7 protein-coding genes (1 of these 7 cut by a window edge) are annotated in these 19,768 nt (G+C 66.4%); all 7 read right to left on the bottom strand.

Annotated elements, in window-relative coordinates; genetic code table 11:
* Positions 1-155 precede the first annotated feature (155 nt).
* Tightly spaced (at most 27 nt apart), the 7 genes in view from ACZZ0O_RS14600 to ACZZ0O_RS14570 form a layout consistent with a single transcriptional unit that may run on beyond the window.
* Complete coding sequence (locus ACZZ0O_RS14600) at positions 156-5,219, bottom strand: FkbM family methyltransferase (protein WP_463591112.1); 5,064 nt, start codon at positions 5,217-5,219, stop codon at positions 156-158.
* Positions 5,219-5,920, bottom strand: coding sequence for an ABC transporter permease (locus tag ACZZ0O_RS14595; RefSeq protein WP_463592459.1), 702 nt, complete (start codon positions 5,918-5,920; stop codon positions 5,219-5,221). Before ACZZ0O_RS14595 ends, ACZZ0O_RS14600 begins: the two co-directional genes overlap by 1 nt.
* Complete coding sequence (locus ACZZ0O_RS14590; protein WP_463591111.1) at positions 5,826-6,923, bottom strand: ABC transporter ATP-binding protein; 1,098 nt, start codon at positions 6,921-6,923, stop codon at positions 5,826-5,828. The genes ACZZ0O_RS14595 and ACZZ0O_RS14590 overlap by 95 nt, the downstream gene beginning before the upstream one ends.
* Positions 6,924-6,950: 27 nt before the next feature.
* Positions 6,951-8,621: an MBL fold metallo-hydrolase gene (locus ACZZ0O_RS14585; protein WP_463591110.1), complete on the bottom strand. Its 1,671-nt coding sequence runs from the start codon at positions 8,619-8,621 to the stop codon at positions 6,951-6,953.
* Between the two features lie 12 nt (positions 8,622-8,633).
* The gene (locus ACZZ0O_RS14580) at positions 8,634-15,020 is read right to left on the bottom strand and encodes an amino acid adenylation domain-containing protein (protein WP_463591109.1); all 6,387 of its coding nucleotides are present in this window, start codon (positions 15,018-15,020) and stop codon (positions 8,634-8,636) included.
* A 5-nt stretch (positions 15,021-15,025) separates the two neighbouring features.
* A complete protein-coding gene (locus ACZZ0O_RS14575) occupies positions 15,026-15,841 on the bottom strand; it encodes a thioesterase domain-containing protein (RefSeq protein WP_463591108.1) in 816 nt (271 codons plus the stop codon).
* On the bottom strand, positions 15,838-19,768 hold the 3' portion of the coding sequence (locus ACZZ0O_RS14570; protein WP_463602842.1) for a condensation domain-containing protein. 827 nt of this gene lie beyond the right edge of the window; 3,931 of the gene's 4,758 nt are visible here — the last part of the coding sequence; the start codon falls outside the window, past its right edge; the stop codon is at positions 15,838-15,840. Before ACZZ0O_RS14570 ends, ACZZ0O_RS14575 begins: the two co-directional genes overlap by 4 nt.

Here is a 19,768-nt window from a genome sequence, read left to right as displayed (position 1 = left end):
CTGGCGCGAACGAGTGCTGCGACTTTCCGAAAACGCTCGACTACACCCACAACAACCTGTACCTGACACGTGCCAGCTTGACGGCATAGCTATATGTCAATGGGGCTGCAAAGGCAGCCCGGAGGGACAACGGTGCGGGCACTGCCAAAAATTGCCTATCCGAGATCAGTCGTGTCATATCGCCAAGCGTCTGGTTGATGTAACCGCTTGGTCAGCGTTGCCTTAGGCTCGGCAGCAACCAACTCCAGCAAATCGATAAATGTCTGCAGAAACTGTTGCGCCCGTTCCCTGTCCAGGTAAGCCAAGCTGTATTTAAGGTTTAGTCCCAAGCCACGGTCGCAGTCAAAGATTTCGAGCGCTAGCTCGACCTGCTCCACCTGCTGATGCAAGCCCAGGATCTGGCAGGGCAACTCACCGATACGGAACGGCGCAGAGAGCTGCCCGTGGTCGCAGAACTGTTGGATGGGGATGCCGGTTTCGCCTGCATGGTAAGAGAACAGCACCTGCACCAGCGCTATCCGTCGGCGTCCGGCTGCCAATCCCTGGCTGATCTGGTGCAAGGGCAACGCTTTGCCAGCCAGCGCGTCGACGAATGCCTCGCGCACCGCTGCATGCAGGACCGAGAAGTCACCATCCGGCACCCGCGCCCTAACGGGCAGCGTGGTGACGAAATTACCGATTGCTTCGGCATGGCGGTCATCCTCGCGCAGCGATACAGGGGTACCGACAATGAACTCTTCCCGTCCGAAAGTCTCGCTGCAGTGATGTACGAAGGCACTGAACAGCACAAGGAATTTACTAGTCTGCAGTGCCACCGAACTCTCTACTAAGCGCTGTAGCGTGGTCAAACCGATACTGGCCGTGGCCACAGCGAACCCGACCGCGCCCCATTCCGCCCCGCCCGTCACACGCTCCAGCAACGGCGGGGGTGGATTAGCCAAGCGTTTGGCCCACTCGCGACGCAGCGTGCCCCCTACATCGCTATCCAACGCGCGGCGGTGGGCGACAGCGAAGTCAATGAAGTCGCCGCGGTCGGCGATATCCTGCGAAGCCCAGGTTTCGCCCAGCAAGCGGCCCAGCAGCAGCTCTAGCGATCGGAGGTCCACGACAAGATGGTGCGAGACCAGCAACAGGACCGATCGCGACGCTGTCCAGCGATACAGATATGCACGCAGCAGGGGCCCCCGCTGCAGGTCGATCAGTTGGCGTGATGCGTCGCCGGCGTGATCGACGAGTTGAGCCAAAGTCCAATCTGCGGCGTCGACCTCAACCACGGCCACCGTCGCACCTGGGTCGATCTCCACTACCGTACGTGCCCCGTCCAGCCGATAACGGCTGGCAAGCACCGAATCGGTCTGCAGCAGGCGCTGCAACCTCGGCTGCAGCGCGGCCGCCTGTACAGGCGCGGATACGCACGCCGCCACGGCCGCAAGGTAGGCCGGTGAGGCAGGGTTCAGTGCGTGAATGAACCACAGGCCCTCCTGGGTGGGCGCCAAGCCGGCTGCGCGCTCGCCCGTGGCAACCACGGCCTGTGACGGGCGCCCCAGCCGGGCATCGATCAACTCGCCCAATGCCGCAAGGCTGGCGTTGCCGTACAGGTCCGACAGGCGAAGCGAAATACCGAAATGGCGGTTCACCGCGCTGACTAGGCGAACCAGCCGCAACGAGGTTCCGCCTGCAGCAAAGAAGTCGTCCTCGCGACGGACCGGCCCGGCCCCAAGCACATCGCGCCAGAGGCCGTAGGCTACGCGCTCGGCGTAGGTGCGGCTGACGGTGTCGTCCTGCGACCCGTGGTCGCGCGCGCCCCAGATGGCCTCGGCGATACCGGCCGCGCTGTGCGATACGCTGAAGATCCACCGTTCCCAGCGCGCATTCCATTCCGCCGTAGTAGCGGCGCCCGGGCCGTCGGCAGGCCGCGCCGCTTCACCACCAGCGGCGCATGTATCCGGGCCGACCACCATCAACGGGACCTGCCGCAACGCCGCCGTGGTGAACACCGCAGCCCCCACGGCGGCGTCCAGGCCGGTTACCGCCAAGAAGAAACTGGTGGCCGGCACATTGCGTACGGTGCGCTGTGCCTTGAGATGGCCGTGCCGGATGCCCAGCCCCTCCAACGCCGTCGCCAGTAGCTGCCCCAGGCGCTGCTCGACACCACGGCCGAGCACCCGGCAACTGAGCAGGATGTTCTCGACGGAAAAAGCATCGCCGACAAGCTCGCCGTAGCAGGCGCCCACTACGCCATAGTCGCCGAAGCGATCACGTGCGCGGATGATCCAGCCACGCACCCGCGGCTGCTGCAGGTATGCGTTCACCGCGTCGGCGCTGCGCAGACGGGCGTGCAGGTTGAACTGGTTGGTCCGTTGCGCGAGCTCCGCTACGCGTGCCTCATGCCCGAGGCCGATGGCGTCCAGTTCGACCACCAGCTGGAGTCCATCGACAAAGGCTTCCAGCCCGCCGTGGGCACGTCGGAATGCCTTGCGCACGCCTTCCTCTCGATACAGCTGGACCCGGTCGGTGCCATCGGGCGAGCGCCGCAACAGATCCAACGCCCAGGTGTGCCGCCAGAACGCATCGATCTGCGCTGCCTGCTGCGGGAACACCAGGCACGAAACCTCCGGGTGCTCCGTGCCCACCTGCAGGCATTCGGCCGGGTTGTCGTCCACGAACACAAGGCTGTCGATCGCCAGATCGAGGTCGGCAGCAATCTCGGCGATCAACGTGGACTTGGGTGCCCAGCCGATCTTGGCCAATGCGATGTCCTCGGCGCGCAGCAGCATGTCCGGATGCTGCTCGAACACTGCCCAGACGTCCTCGGGTACGTTGCGACTACACAGGCACAGGACCACGCCAGCACGGCGCTGCGCAACCAGGAAGGCCTGCCAGCGTCGCAACGCCGGCGTGATGGTGACACCTCGAGGACCGTCCTCGGCGCACAAGCCTTGCCAAAGGGTGTTGTCGCAGTCGACCACCAACACCTTTTTCAACGCATGCTGGCGCAGTGCGTGGCTTCGCAGTGCCCACATCGCGGTAGCGGCATACCATTCCATCGGGAACGGCACCCCGGCATCCTCGACCTGCGCGGACACCGCCTCGGCTGGCGACACGGCATAGCGGCGCAGCACCTCGCGCTGTGCCACAACCGCAACGCCCGGGAGCGCGCCGGCCGCGCGCCGGAAACCGGCCATCACGTGGCGGTACTGGCGGCGCATGTGTGCCGAGGTGGCGCTGGTCGGATGGCTGGCAGCCAGAACCACCGTCACGGGACTGCGGCTGCGCGCGCGGAACGCCTGCAGCGAATCCAGAAGCTCGGCACAGCGGACCTGCAACGCGCGCGCGTTGCGGCCGATCGAGGGCATGGCTCGGCGCGCAGTACGCGTGGCGCTCAGCGCGACCAGGCCTGACTGGCGAAGCTTTTCCTCCTCGCGCAGCACCACCGCAAAGCCCATCGATTCCAGGAAGCGGACGATCTGTGAGGTGCGTGTGCCCTCCTGGTCATGCACTTCCAGCATCAGCTGACAGATGCGCGGCCAGTGCTCGGGACGGATCCCGCGCAGGATCGCGTCCTCGCTTTTCTCCGCGTCGACCTTCAGCAGTCCGATCGACGCAAGACCGTGCTGATCGATCACGTCGGACACCGAGGTCAGCGCGACTTCCACCTTGTGCCCTTCCAGACGATTGGCCACTAGGTCCTCGACGTAGCTGTCGTGCTGGCCGTCCACGTGCGCGTCGCTGAGCTGGTTCTCGATCACCTGCTCGATGGCGCGCCGGTCTTCCTGGGCGTCCACATGAAAGCCCGAGAATACGGTGGACGTCGCATAGTGGGTGAACACTGCGCTGCCCTGCGCCTCCGCCACGCCCTGCTGGAAGACAGTGGCCCGGCCCCGCCCCTCCAGATTGGCGCGTGCCACCGCAGCCGTCACCGGCGATGGTTCGAAGGCCAGTACCCGCACGCTGGGATTCAGGTCCAACATGTGCAGCGAGAACAGACCGATGTTTGCACCGATGTCCAGCACCACATCGTCATCCTCGAGGACGATGTTGTCGCGAAGGTAGCTGCGGTCGTCGAAGATTTCCTCGTACAGGTAGTCGGTCTCGTATCGGTTCAGTCCGAGTACCTGTAGATGGTTAGGTAGCAGCGACACCTCGGCACCGGCCGCACGCGCCTCCTGCCACGCATCGCCCTGCACAGCAAGCTCGGGCATATCCCATTGCGACAGGTCAACCAACAGCAGTAGTTCGCTGCATTCCGGCGCGTCTGCCACGCCGGCCGGATCGAGCAGGGTCTGGTGCAGCTGGTCGAACCCGGCCGTAAGGACGCACAGCCCCGCACCTTGCGCAAGGTGATCGAACGCCTCCTGGAACGGTTCCAGGCTGATGTTGCCGGCCACCGACAGCGTCTGGCGGCACTGCGCTAGCCGCGCGTATGTGACTCCGACGGCCTCGGCGACGACCTGGCCATCGACGTCGCGGACCTGCAGATCGGCAACGAAGCCACGCGCGTGCGTGGTCCGCAGCCAACCGGTGGCGGACAACGTCCCGCGCACCGGTCCCCAGACGTCGATCCGGTCGATCGAATGGATCACATGCGCGAACGACGGAGCATCGTCGGGCAAGGCAAGCAGCGCATGCAGGCACGCGTCCCAGCAGGCGGCATCGGGTGCATCCCGACCGGTGATGTCGACGTCGATCCGCTGCACCTGCCGGTACAGCCCCGTCACGAGCCGCAGCGCAGGCAGGAACGTGTTTCCTGCGGCCGCCAGGTCCCGATAAAAGCCAGCGACGTCCATCCGGTCGCCGGGCCCACGCTGTACAGGTGCGGCCGGATCCGGCGCGCGCCCGTCGGCAGGCATCAGCGCCTCCAGTTCCACAACGGACGTGGCGTCGCCATCGTCGTGTAGACGCGACAGACTGACGCCGACGGCCGCATCGCCTGTGCGTCCTGTGAAGGACATCTGCAGCGTATCCTCCGCGGCGATCCCGGCGTGGAAGAGCAGTCCACCGAGCCGGCAGGCCGCGTCTGCCGGGGCAACTGCGTCGAGCACGCGGGTCACAACCAGGGCCGCCGGCACCACCGCCCGTTGCCCGACCCGATGGGCCGCGATCACGGCATGCTCCTGCGGCGACCATGCCGGCACCGCGACCGGCTCGCCGGACAATGCCGGCCCGGACCCTGGCTGGAGGTCGACATTCCCTGGGTGTGCCGTGGCGTCCTTGATCATCAATAGTGTCCGAGGGTTCCGTTACGCTTAGCCTTGCGGAGGGCCATCTGGAACAGCACGCAGCCGATCGCCAGATACACCACCGCGTTCACTGCGGGAAGCAGATGGTCGGCTGCCGTGGGCTGGTAGCCGGTGGCCAGGATCTGGCGCATCAGCGAGGCCGCCGAGGACAGCGGCGCGAAGTCCAGCCACTGCAGCGCCTGCTGGCTGCCGTCGCGCTTCTGGAAGAAGACCAGGAACAGCAGCATGAACTGGCTGAGTCCGATCAGTGCCGTGGCCTTCTTCATCAGCAGGGCCAGCGCGCCCATCATCAGGCCGAGCCCAGTCGTGCCGAGCACCAGCAGCCCCACCGACGGTAGTACCGCCGGGGTGATGTGGAAGCTGGAACGAGTCAGAAGCAGGATGCAGACCAGCACCGACAAGGTGATCAGCACGTTGATCGACAGGTTGGCTAGCACACGCACCACCGTCACTGCGAGGAAGGAGCGATCAGACAGCACAACCTGTTCCAGCGTGCCGATCTTGGCCTCCTGCTCGATCTCACCGGCCACGCCGCTGAAGATACCCAGCACCAGCATCCAGGCGATGTAGCCGGCGACGATCGAATCAATTCGGGTACCGAAGTCCTGTCCACCGGCCAGGAAGCGTGCACCCAGGTACAGGCCGGCGAACATCAGCGCGAGGATCGCGAACACCGCGATCGCCTCGGCGGGGTAGCGCAGGAACAGCTTCCAGGACCGGCGCGTTTCGGCCATCAGCAGCGTCATCATTGCAAGGTCTCCCTGACGGGCTGGGGGAAGGAAGTTGCTGGGTGTAAATCCGGTAGGCCGCATCCAGGCCGAAGTCGCCGCGGACCATGCGCAGGATCGGCGTCGGGCTCAACGCAGCCAGCACTTCGTACACATGGGCGGGCTCACCGGCAAAGGACACCGTCTGGTCGAGGACGTCCACGTTCAGCGCCTGCAGGGCGGCGAGCGTTTCGGCCTCCAGCGAACCCTGGAACTCGATCCGGTAGGATTCGCCAGCGAACTCGGCCTTGATCGCATCGGTAAGCGCGTCGGCCACCTTGCGGCCGTCATGGATGATCGCGATGCGATCTGAGATTTGCTCGGCCACCTCCAGTTGATGTGTGGTGAGCAGCACGGCCACACCGTCGGCACGCAGATCACGGATCAGCTGCAGCAGGACCTGGGTGCCTTCGTAGTCCACGCCCAAGGTGGGTTCGTCCAGGATCAGCAGGCTCGGGCCATGCACGAGCGCGACCGCGATGGCGATTTTCTGCTGCATGCCGCGCGACAGCATGCGGACCGGGGTGCGGGCCACCTCGCCCAATCCGAACCGCTCCACCAGCGCCGCTCCCTTGCGTCGCGCTTCACGCAGGCCCAGCCCGCGCAGCGCCCCGAAGTACTCCAGGTTGTCCAGGGCATTGAGGCGCTGGTACAGGTTCTTGCCGCCTTCCAGCACGGCACCCAGACGGGTGCCGTGCCGGGCGCTGTCGTCCTCGCCGAAGCGGACCGTTCCGCTGTCGGGCACGATCAGCCCGGCGACCACCTTGATCGCGGTAGTCTTGCCTGCACCGTTGCGGCCGAGCAATGCCAGTACCTCGCCCCGGTCGATGTGAAACGAGAAGTCGTCCAGCGCGTGCTTGGTTCCCGCCTCGCTGGAGTAGGATTTTCTAAGGTTGTCCACGACAAGAGCCTTCAAGGCATATCTCCCGGAGTAAGGCGGGTATCAGGCGAGCTGGATGGTTTTTTCGCCGAACAGACGCTCGTGCTGGATGGCACGTTCGGCGCAGGCGGCAAGCAGCTTGTTGGACTCGACGATGGGCAGCGAGTCTTCGGTGTAGCTGATGCTGGAGATATAGGTCAGCCAAGGCTCCTTGCCCATCGCGTAGATGTACACCGACTCCGGCGAGAAGCTCTGCACGATATCCAGCGCCCGTTCGTAGTTGGACCCGTTCAAGCGGCGGGCCTGGTCGAGCTTGCGGTCGACCTTGCGGGTGAACAACGGTCCATATAGCCACGACATCGGCGCGCCCTCACACTCCATGCCGATGAAGATGTGCTGGATGTTGCCTACGATGTCGCGTAGGTGTTCGTACAGCCGCGGCTCCAGGTTATTGGAATCGGCGGCGAACAGCATGCTGCTCCCCTCCAGGTTGACGTAGAACGCCTGCTTGCTGCGGATGTGTAGATCGCCATGCTCGCCGAAAAACGGCAGCCCCACGATCTCGCCACCGGTGACCGGCACCGATTCCAGTTCGTCGATCTCGAGCACGTTCTCGAACCCCACCGTCTTGAGCATCAGCTTCAAGGACGGGTCCTGCAAAGTGCCGCCGCCGTTCTTCGGCACCACGATGGTGCCGATGCGGTGGCGGATCTGCAGCAGCGTCTCGAACATCACATGGTCCTGATGCGCATGCGTCAGCAGCACGTAATCGATGCGATCCGGCAGGTCGGCATAGGAGAAGCGCCGCACGCCGCCGTCGAGTGCATAGCTGATGACCGGGTCGGTCATGATGGTCACATCGGCGCTTTCCACCAGCACGGTGGCGTGCCCGAAGTAGCGGATGCGCACACCCGGGCCGTTGAGGTTGCGGTCGGCATTGCGCACCGGAGCAGTGTCGGTGAAGTAGCCATGGAACATCTCGCGCTTGGCCGGATCGGCAATATACGACTCGGCGAACTGGCGAACGAACGCCTCGGTATCTCCGTGGTCGCGCATCGCGAACAGGCGGTCGATGTCCCTGGAGCGATACGGAAGATCGACCATGATATTCTCGTCCGTGCTCAGCCGCGGCGTGCTCAGCACGAACGGGCGGTGATCGCCCTCCAACAGCGACAGAGACATTCCTTGCAGTTCCTCGCGGTAGTACTTGCTGCGATACACCACGCCTTCAAGCATGCGGAAGGAGGGATTGTGGTGAAGGTCGTAGCCCAGTTCGACATAGCCCTTGAGCACATCGGGAACCCGCGGATATAGCTCCTCCAGCGACGAACCCTGGGCCTCGGACTGCAGCATCTCGTCGAGCGCCTTGACCGCGTCGGCGATCTCGCTAGCGAAAGACATGCGGCGGCAGGTATCGGCAATGAGGTCGTGCACGACCTGCAGCGGCCCCTCGTAGTCCATGAAAGGCCCGCCGCGCATGGCCGGGTTCTTTGCCGCCGCCGCATGGAGCTCCGGCGCCTTCAGGTAGGAATCCATGATGCGCATATGCAGGTTGGTGACGATCATCGAGGCGGTGATCGGCTGAATCAGCAGCGGCCACACGTACCAGCCGTTGAACAGCGGTTCCATCATCACGTTGTCCTTCAGATAAAGCGTTCGTTCCATTGCGATTGCCTCGTTGACTTCGATGGTTGACAGTGTTTTACCTGCTGCATCCGCTTCGATGACCGGCATCAGAGTGCGGCGCTACTCCGTATTGAGTTTCACCAGCAACTGCGCGTCCCGCTCCAGCGCCTCCGGGTCGTGTACAAGGGCCTGGGCAGCCGCGCAGAAGTCCTGCAGCCGCGGGGCGTCCAGCACCACGACAAGGCCCAGCTCCGTACGGAAGATCGCGTTGAAGCGGGAGATGAAGCGGATCGCCGCGATCGAATGGCCGCCGATCGCGAAGAACGCGTCGTCCAGCCCCAACTGCGCGTGCCCGAACTGCTCTTCCCATAGCGCTGCAACCACCTGTTCGAGCGCCGTCCGGGGTGGGTGATGGGCAGCTGTTTGTGCTTGGTCGGACAATCCGGCCAGGATGGCCGCATGATCGACCTTGCCCGACACCGTCAATGGCACAGCCTTGGTCACCAGCAGGCGGCTGGGTACCATGTAGGGGGGCAACCGCTGACGCAGTGCAGCCAGCAATGTGGCCACATCAACGTCGGCGTCGGCGTCGGCGTCGACGGAGACACAGGCATAGGCCATATCGCCTGCTCCCGGCTGGCGCTGCACGCCGGCAACCGCATTGATCACGCCTTCGAGCGCCAGCAGTGCCTTCTCGATCTCCCCCAATTCGATGCGGTGGCCATTGAGCTTGATCTGCCGGTCGCTGCGGCCCAGGAATAGCAGGTGGCCGCCGAGATCGCGCCGGCATAGATCGCCGGTGGCATACAGGCGGCTGCCTGTTGCCCCAAATGGATTGGGCACGAAGCGCTCGGCGGTGGCGGCCGCGCGCCCGACGTAGCCGTAGGCCAGACCGCTACCCTCGATGTACAGCTCGCCCGGTGCGCCGTCCGGCACCGGCCGCAATGCGTCATCGAGCAGATGCACCCGGTTGCCGGCCAGCGCCGTGCCGAGCGCTGGGCCGAACGGCAGCGCGTCCTCGGCCGGCGCGGTGCGCTGGGTGTCGGCCAACACGCAGATGCTTGCCTCGGTCGGGCCGTAGGTATTGGTCCAAGCGGCCTGCGGACACAGACGCAGCCACTGCCGTACCGCATCGGCCGAAGCCGCTTCACCGCCGACCACCACCGAACGCACGCTGCGCAGCGCATCAGCGCCAGCCTCGTCCAACTGGAAGGTCAGCGCGTGCCAGTACGCGGTGGGCAGGTCGAGGATGGTCGCCGCGTGCGCCTGCACGTACGCACAGAACTGCTGCGGGTCGAGCAGACGCTGCGCCGGCAGCAGCAGGCGCGCGCCGCTGACCAACGTGGTGAACACCTCTTCCAGGAAGGCATCGAAGACCGGTGCATTGAACTGCAGCACGCGGTCGTCCGGGCTCAGCGTCCACAGTTGCTGCATGCGCAACGCGTGCTGGATCAGACCGCTGACCGGCAACGCCACCGCCTTGGGCTTGCCGGTGGAGCCAGAAGTATGCAACACCGAGGACACCGCCCCGTCGACTACCGGACCCGCCTCGGCCAAGGCATCGGTGTCCGGGGCATCCAGATCCAGTACCTGCGACGCCTGCAGCGCCGGCACCGCCCCCTGCCGCAGCAGGCAACCGCTGCGTCCGTTGTCGAGCATGTAGCGCAACCGCGCCGGCGGATAGTCCGCATCCAGCACCAGGAATGCCGCACCGGCGCGCAGGCAGGCCAGCATCGCCACGATCAGCGTGGCGCGGTCCTCGATCAGCAGCCCCACCACATCGCCCGGCCCCAACCCGCGCAGCCGCAGGCGAACGGCCAGCCGCTCCACCCGGGCCAGCAGCATGGCGTAGTCCATCACGGTCTCGCCCTGCAACGCGATCGCCTGCGGCGGATGCGCCTGCAGCCGTGCGAACAGATCGGCGGTGCGGTGGGGCGTCTCCGGCAGCACCTCCTGCAACGGCACGGGCGCGGATAGCGCCGCCAGCGGCACATCCGGTGCCGCCAGCAACGCGTCCAAAGTGTCACGGTAATACGCACAGATTGCTTCGATGCGCGCGTGATCAAATACGTCCGAGGCGTACTCGGCCACCAGCGTCAGCGTGTCGCCGGTGTCGACCAGATTGACGGTGAGGTCGAACTTGGCGGTCTGGTGCGGGAGTGCCTCCACCTCGGCCGCATGGGGGCCGAAAGGAATGGCGGCGGCAACATCTTCGCCGGTTTCATAGGCATACACCACCTGGAACAACGCCGAACGCTGCATGCGCTGGCTGGGCGACAACTGCTCCACCTGCCGCTCGTAGGGAATGCCCTGCCCGGTCTGGGCGGCCAACGACACACGCTTGGCCATGCCGACCAACTGGCGGAAGCTGGTCGTCGTGTCCACCTGCAGGCGTAGTACCAGCATGTTGACGAAAAAGCCGACCAGCGCGTGGACATCGGGATGCTCACGATTGGCTGTCGGCGTACCCACGCTCACCTCGCGTGCGCCGGTCAGCCTGGCCAGGCAGGCAGCGAACGCGGCCAGGCCTACTGCATAGCGGCTGGCGCCCTCATCGCGCGACAGGCCGCGCAGCGCCTGTGCGAGCCCGACCGGCAACGGCAGCACCACCGTGCCTCCCTGCCCTGTCGGCACCGCCGGGGATGGACGGTCCGGCGGCAGTTCAACCAACGGCGCGGCGTGGCTCTCTGCGGGTTGCGGGTTGTCCGCATCGGCGGGCCTACCTCGTTCCCAGGCAGCGAAATCGAGGTAGCGAATCGCCGGGACCGGCATCGAGGGGACCTGGCCCTGTGCAAAAGCCGCATACGCCGTGGACAGCTCCTTCATCAGGATACCCAGCGACCATCCATCGTTGACCACATGATGCGTGTTGAGCAGCACCAGCGTGCGCTGCGCCGGTAACTGGAACACATCAGCGCGCAGCATCCTGCCGCTGACCAGACGGAACGGCATCCCGATGCGCGCAGGCAGCGATGCCTGCACCGCAGCTTCGGCCGCCTGCGCCGACAGGGCTCGAAGATCGTGAACGGTTAGGTCGGGCGGTGCCACCGCGTGGATACGCTGGATCGGCTCGCCATCGACCAGATGGATGCCCGTGCGCAATACCGCATGGCGTTCGAGCAGCCACGCCAGCGTCTGGCGCAGCGCGGGTACGGCCAGCTCGCCGTCGACCCGGAACGCATAGGGCAGGTTGTACTGACTGGAGGCTGGGTCAAGCATCTGCAGGAACACCAGCCGCGACTGCGAGAAGGACAAGGGGCCTTCGTCACCGGCATGCAGCGGAATGGCGCGGACGGTCGCGGCGCCGTGTTCGGCCCGCGCCTCCAAATGGTTCGCTGCAGCGACGCAGAAGTCTTCCAGTCGCGGGCGATCAAGCAGCACCACCAGCGACATGTCGGCGTTGAACCGCGCGTTGAAGCGGGCGATGAAGCGGATCGCCGCGATCGAGTGCCCGCCGATCGAGAAGAAGTCGTCGTCCAGGCTGATCTGTGTCTGCTGGAGCTGTTCTTCCCAGAGCGTGGCGACCGCCTGCTGCAGCGCGGTTTCCGGCGGACGGTGGGCGTGGGCCGGCCCCGGACCGGAGAGCGCAGCGAGGATCGTCGCGTGATCGATCTTGCCCGACGCTGTCAGCGGAACGCGGTCGGTCACCCAGATGCGGTTGGGCACCATGTACGCCGGCAGCCGGCCATACATCGCGTTCTGCAGCGACGCGACAGTCAGCGTATCGTCTGCGGCCACGCAGGCATACAACGCGTCCTCGCCATCTTCACCGCGCTGCATACCAACGGCGGCAAGGCGGCCCCCCGCACAGCCCATCAGGGTCTTCTCGATCTCCCCCAATTCGATGCGGTGGCCATTGAGCTTGATCTGCCGGTCGCTGCGGCCCAGGAATAGCAGGTGGCCGCCGAGATCGCGCCGGCATAGATCGCCGGTGGCATACAGGCGGCTGCCTGTTGCCCCAAATGGATTGGGCACGAAGCGCTCGGCGGTGGCGGCCGCGCGCCCGACGTAGCCGTAGGCCAGACCGCTACCCTCGATGTACAGCTCGCCCGGTGCGCCGTCCGGCACCGGCCGCAATGCGTCATCGAGCAGATGCACCCGGTTGCCGGCCAGCGCCGTGCCGAGCGCTGGGCCGAACGGCAGCGCGTCCTCGGCCGGCGCGGTGCGCTGGGTGTCGGCCAACACGCAGATGCTTGCCTCGGTCGGGCCGTAGGTATTGGTCCAAGCGGCCTGCGGACACAGACGCAGCCACTGCCGTACCGCATCGGCCGAAGCCGCTTCACCGCCGACCACCACCGAACGCACGCTGCGCAGCGCATCAGCGCCAGCCTCGTCCAACTGGAAGGTCAGCGCGTGCCAGTACGCGGTGGGCAGGTCGAGGATGGTCGCCGCGTGCGCCTGCACGTACGCACAGAACTGCTGCGGGTCGAGCAGACGCTGCGCCGGCAGCAGCAGGCGCGCGCCGCTGACCAACGTGGTGAACACCTCTTCCAGGAAGGCATCGAAGACCGGTGCATTGAACTGCAGCACGCGGTCGTCCGGGCTCAGCGTCCACAGTTGCTGCATGCGCAACGCGTGCTGGATCAGACCGCTGACCGGCAACGCCACCGCCTTGGGCTTGCCGGTGGAGCCAGAAGTATGCAACACCGAGGACACCGCCCCGTCGACTACCGGACCCGCCTCGGCGAGGGCGTCGGTGTCCGATGCATCAAGGTCCAGTACCTGCGACGCGGTCAGCGGCGGCACCGCCCCCTGCTGTATCAGGACGCCGCTGCGGGCGCTGTCGAGCATGTTGCGCAGCCGCGCGGCTGGGTAGCCGGTGTCCAGCACCAGGAATGCCGCACCGGCGCGCAGGCAGGCCAGCATCGCCACGATCAGCGTGGCGCGGTCCTCGATCAGCAGCCCCACCACATCGCCCGGCCCCAACCCGCGCAGCCGCAGGCGAACGGCCAGCCGCTCCACCCGGGCCAGCAGCATGGCGTAGTCCACCACGGTCTCGCCCTGCAACGCGATCGCCTGCGGCGGATGCGCCTGCAGCCGCGCGAACAGATCGGCGGTGCGGTGGGGCGTCTCCGGCAGCACCTCCTGCAACGGCACGGGCGCAGACAGCGCCGCCAGCGGCACATCCGGTGCCGCCAGCAACGCCTCAAGCGTGTCGCGGTACTGCGCGCAGATCGCTTCGATGCGCTCGTGCTCGAACACGTCCGATGCATACTCGGCCACGAGCAGCAACGCATCACCCCTCTCGACCACGTTGACCGTGAGGTCGAACTTGGCCGTCTGGTGCGGCATGGCGTCGGCCACTGCGATATGGGGACCAAACCGCATCGGTTCGGTCGCCGTGGCCATAGCATCGTAGGAAAACACGACCTGGAACAGACCACTTCGCTGCGGGCGCGACTGCCCCTGCAGCCGTTCCACCAGGTGCTCGTACGGCACGCTCTGGTGCGACTGCGCTTCGGCCACGATCTGCCGGGCCGCACGCACCAGACCACGGAAGCTGGCGTGGCCGTCCACCTGCAGCCGGATCACCAGCATGTTGACGAAGAAGCCGACCAGGCCCTGGGTTTCGGCGCGGGTCCGATTGGCTGTCGGCGTACCGAACTGTACCGTGGAAGCGTTGCCCAGCCGCGAGAGGACGACCGCAAAAGCGGCCGCTGCCACCGCATAACCTGTCGCCCCCTCCTGCCGCGCCAGCTCGCGCAGCGCAGCCGAACTGCAGCCGCTCAACGCCAGCGCGACCGTACTGCCCGGCGACCCTGCTGCCCTGCCTCGTGGTTGGTCGTAGGCCAGCGTAGCCGTGGTGTCCACGTCCACCAGCTGTTGCTGCCAGTAAGCAAAATGCCGTTCGGCATCGAGCTCCGCACTGCGCTGCTCCCACGCGGCAAAGTCCAGGTAGCGGATCGGGAGAGCCGGCAAGGCCGGCACCTTGCCCTGCGCGAACGCCGCATAGGCGGCCGACAATTCGGACTTGATGATGCCCAGCGACCAACCGTCGCTAGCGATATGGTGCATGGTGAGCAGCACCAGCGTCTGTTCACCCGGGAGAAGCGCCAGCTCGACGCGCAGCATGCGGCCTGCAACCAGCGCGAACGGCGCACTGGCGCGCTCGGCCATCCAAGTGCGCAAGGCGCCCTCGACCGCTGGCACTGGCACGTCGCGAAGGTCGCAGACGTCGATCTCTACCTCGCCGGTCGGATGGATGCGCTGAACCGGCTCCCCATCGACCAGATGAACACCGCTGCGCAGCGCCGGATGGCGGTCCAGAAGCCAGGCCACTGCTTGGCGCAGCGCTGCGTGGTCAAGCGCCTCCTCGACCCGGAAGGCAAACGGCATGTTGTACTGACTGGAGGCCGGATCGAGCAGCTGTAGATAGGCCAGCCGCGACTGCGCGAACGACAGCGGTCCCTGATCACTGGGTTCCAGCGGAATCCGCGCGCGTTCTTCACTGCGGCGGCCGCGTCGGTGGGCGTTGAGCAGCTCAAGGTCGAGATCGGTGATATCCATGCAGCTCAGGCATCTCCAGGAGTTGCGAACGTGCCCCGTGCCAGCCATTCGGCGCAGTGACGGGCCAGCAACGCCACGTGCGGCGCGTCCATCATCGAGTAGTGGTTGCCCGTGCACTGACGCCGTTCGAACCGCTCGCGGGCTAGCGTCCGCCAGCCGCGGTCAGACAGGTCCGGCCCGGCACCGATGTAGTGCAGGCTGTGTACTGTTATCGTCATCCGATGGACCGACAGCGCTTCGGCATTGGCGGCGAGCACTGCATGCAGGAGGGCCAGTGCGTCGGGGTCGCCGTGCAGCGCAGCAGCGTTGCGCTCCATGTCCTGAAGCGCTGCCCTGCGGTCTTCGTCCTCGTCGGGGGCTGCAGTGTGTCCGGTAGGCACAAAGCCACCGTCCGCCATGCACGCAGGGCTGTCGATCACAAGCAGCAGCGACGGCGGCTCGGCCAGTGCTTCCGCGCGGGCCGCCATCAACGTGGCGACCACTCCCCCAAGGGACCAGCCTCCCAGCCGGTACGGCCGACCGCGCTGCATCCTGCGGATGGTATCCAGATAGCGCTGCGCCAGGGCGTCCAGCGCCTGCCGCGGCGATTCGCCGTTCAAGCCAGGGTGGCGAAAGGCATACACCGGATACGCCGGGTCGAGTGCCTGCACTAGCGGCAGATAGCAGCCCACCCCGCCTCCCACCGGGTGCACCAGAAACAGCGGTACGCCCTGGTCTCCGCCGCCCAGGCGCACCACCTCATCGGTCGGACCGGTTCCCGCAGCCGCGATCCGTGCCGGGGAACCGTGCAGCGTGGCGATACTCTCGGCACTGATCCTCATACGCCCTCCCCGCTGACGGATGCGGCGTCGCGACGCATACGTGCCCGGTACGCCTCCAGCAGCAGCCGCGAGCCGGTCATGATGTCCTCGCCGTAAGTCTCGTCGCGGTCCAGCGCCGCGCAGAAGGTCGCCAGCTTCGGGAACAGCAGAAGCGTGGCCATGTCGATGTCGCATTCGTAGATGCGTTCCAGCTCCGCCACTACCCGCATGGCGGCGATGGAATCGCCTCCGACGGCATTGAACTCATCGTTGCGCTGCACGTCGTCCACGCCCAGCACTCGCTTCCAGACCGAGGCAACGACATGCTCGGTTGGCGATTGCGGCGCGCCGCCACGATCGGCGGATGCGGTCGGGCCACCAGGATGACCGCCGTCGACGTTGGAGCCGCCCGCAACCCGCGCGGTGCCACGGTAGCCAACGTAGCCGGGCGGCAGCGGTGGTAGGGCGCCCTGCGGATTGTCGGCGATGGACCCGATGCAGTGCTCGAACAATGCGGCGATCCAACGCCCGTGCTCCCGTTCCTGCGCCGGCACGCTCAGAATGCCATAGATGCACTTGTCACTTGGCTCGGTCCAGAAGTTGACCACGTAGCTCAGGCTGTTGACCGCCACGCCGGTGCGCGCCTTCATCTGCAGGGGAAGCGTCTCGCCGAGCGCGTCGTAATTGTGGAAGTGCAGGTAGTTGAACAGCACTTTCGGCCGCGCGACCTCACCAGTCGCCGCGATCACCGCACTCAGCGGGAAGCGCCGGTACGGGGCCAGTTCCGCCTCGCTGCGTGCACTGGTTGCGACCAGCGACCGCCAATGGCGGTGCCGATCGGTGCGCACGCGCAGCGGCAGGGTATTCAGGAACAGTCCCAGCGCCTGGGTCCCCCCGGCCAGTTCCGGCCGACCATTGAACGGAACCCCGGTGATCACGTCCGGCGAACCGGTTACCAGCGCCATCACATGGCAGTGCACTGCCAGCAGCACCGCCTTCACCGATACCTTGAGCGCCGCAGCGAGCGCCTGCAGCTGGCCGGAGCGCTCGGCGCCTATAGGCAGCTCGATCGCGCCTGCATCGTCCTCCGCCACCGCGCCCGGCAGAACCGGAATGTCGCGGCAGTGCACATCCTGCAGGTAGGCCTGCCAGAAGCCGCGCTGCGCCACACTGGCTTCGGCCGCACGCTCCAGCGCGATGAATTCGCGGTACCGCAGGCGTGGGGCTGCCGCCGGGCGCTCCTGCCCCGCACGGCACTGCGCATACAGGGAGAGGGTATCGACCGTGATCTGGGCTTCACTCCAGCCATCCAGCAACGCGTGGTGGAAGCTATAGGACATCACCGAGCAGGTCTCGGAGAAGCGATGGATCGCACAGCGGATCGGCGCGTGGCGCTCCATGTCGAAACCGCGGGCCAGGTCGTCCCGCGCCCATGCCTCGATGCAGGCCTGCATCTGCGCATCATCGCCCGTGGCGGCGTCAACCAGTTCGATCGGCACCCATCGTTCGCGGCGGACAACCTGCAGCGGCTCGCTGTAGCCGGTGACGTGGAATGTGGACCGGCAGGTATCTGCCTGGGCCAACACGCTCTGCAGGCAGTCGCGCAGCAGGGGCGCGTTCGCGTTGCCTTCCAGCCACACATGGATCACATCGAAGTACAGGCGCTGCGACGCGTCACGCGAGTGGTAGAACATACCGGCCTGAAGCCGGCTCATCGGGTAAGCGGCTTCGGCGTCGGCCGGCAGTCGCGCACGGTCGGCGGCGGAGACCAGGTCGAAAGGCCCGACGTCCTCGTTTCGCGTCACCCCGTGGTGGCAATGGGCAGCCAGCTCCGCCAGGGTCTGGTACGCGAACAGATCCTCCACGGCGAACTGCACGTCCCGCTTGGCCGCACGCGACTGCGCCACCAGGCAGAGCATGGAATCGCCACCGCGTTCGAAGAAGTTGTCGTCGCGATGGACCTCGCATCCCAGTGCCTCCTGCCACACCTCCTGCAGGATCGCCTCGATGCGTTGCAGCGCTGGATCGGTTCCGTCCTGCGCCAGCAGTACCTGGAAAGCGGCCGGCTCGATGCCCATGTCCCCGCCCCGCACCGGGGCGGCGGTTACCAGGAAGCGCGACGGCAGCATCCTGCCGTGCAGGCGCGGCGCAAGATGCTCGCGCAGCGACATGGCGCTGTAGGTATGGCTGCCGTCCAGCACCAGCGAAACGGCGATGACGCTGCGCCCGGGCGCCTCCTCGCGCTGCGCACGCGTGGCCACGATGCCATCCAGCGCGAGCAGCTCATGCTCGATCTCGGCCAGATCGAAGACCACGCCCTGATGGTCCACACGCAGCTGCTCCTGCCCCAGTAGACGCAGGCCACCGTCCGGATCATGGCTCGCCCAGGCACCGGTGCGCAGGAGGCGTGCGCCCGCGCGGCTGGAGGTCGGATCAGGGATGAACCGCTCGGCTGTGCGCCGTGCGTCACCCGCATAGCCCCATGCCAGGTCCGCCCCACCCAGCAGCACCTCGCCCGGCATACCGGCGTCGACCGGACCGGCGTGGCGGTCCAGTACCACGGCAGATGCGATGTCGAACCGGCTGGATACTCCCTCGCGCACATGGCAGACACTGCCATCGACGACGCGTTCGGGCATGCGCAGAAGATACCGGTAGTCGACATTGCCTTCGGCATGCAGGTGGCGTGGCGCGTCCAAGTCTCCCAACCCCAGGCGATGCAGCACCTGGCCTGCGCCTTCGTCGCTGCGCAGGGGAATGCCCTCCACCTGCACCTGCGGCGTGCCCATATCGGCGCTCATGCACTGCGCCAGCTGGACCATGACACGGTCGAAGACCGGCACATCGGGGTCCGACCCCCACCCGGCGATGTTGGCCAGCCGCCCGGTCGCCGACAGACCGGCCAGAACTGCCTCGGCGGGGAACACGATCTGCACCGGCGCGGCGGCTTCGGCCGCCCGGTCGACCCGGACCAGCCGCGACAGCGCCAGGTTCGATACGGGCGCGTTGCCGCCGGCATCGATCAGGCGCTCCACATCAAGCACCGTGGGCACCACGCCCTGCAGCGCGGCATGCCAGGCGCCATCGGTCGCGATGATCTGCACGCCCACCTGTTCGGCATGGGCAGCGCCGCCATCCAGCAGGGCGGCCGGGTCCAGCACCACGCAGCACGCGCCCCGGTGCAGCAGCGCCAGCAACAACAGGGCCTGGGCCTCGCAGGGCTGCCCTGCCAGCCCGACCCGCGAGTGGCAGCCGATGCCGGCTGCCGCCAGAATCCGTACCAGCGACGCCAACCGCTGTTGTCCTTCCGCGCTCGCCGGCTGTCCCACCGGTTCCATTGGCGCAGAGACGGCTGCCTGCAGCTCGGGGGGCGCCTGCAGACCCAGGTCGGCAAGACGCGCCAGCGGGGCAGTGATCGCGGCCTCCAGCAGCCGCACGTACGCATCGGCGAACTGCGCCACGGTTTCGGCGCTGAACGCCTGCGTACGGTATTCGATGTTGATTGCCAGTTGGCGGCGCCTGGACAACACAGTCAGCAGCAGGTCGTACCGCGCCTCATGCAGCTCGCAATGGTAGGGCTCGAAGACCAGCCCGCCGGACTGGAAACCCAGCCCGGTACCGCTGCTCTCGGTCTGATACGCGAACATCGCCTGGGTAAAGGGCTGCTGGCTGCCGCGCGCTCCGTCGAGTACGCGAGTAACAGCATGGAACGGGACTGCCTGGTGCTCGCGGGCCAGCCGGAACTGCGCGTCCATGCGGCGCATCAGACCGTCGAAACTCTGCCCGGGCTCGCGCTGGTGGCGCAGCAGCACCGTATTGACGAAGTAACCGATCACTTTTTCCAGATCGAGCTGGTCGCGTGCCGAGGTCGGCGTACCCACGCACAGGTCGTCCTGCAGGCAGAAGCGCGACAGTACTTCCACATAGGCGGAGACCATCACGACGAAC

Source organism: Xanthomonas sp. AC360, from assembly GCF_979258225.1.
The sequence above is the reverse complement of the archived record's forward strand: the minus strand, read 5'-3'. Positions and strand labels throughout refer to the sequence as shown.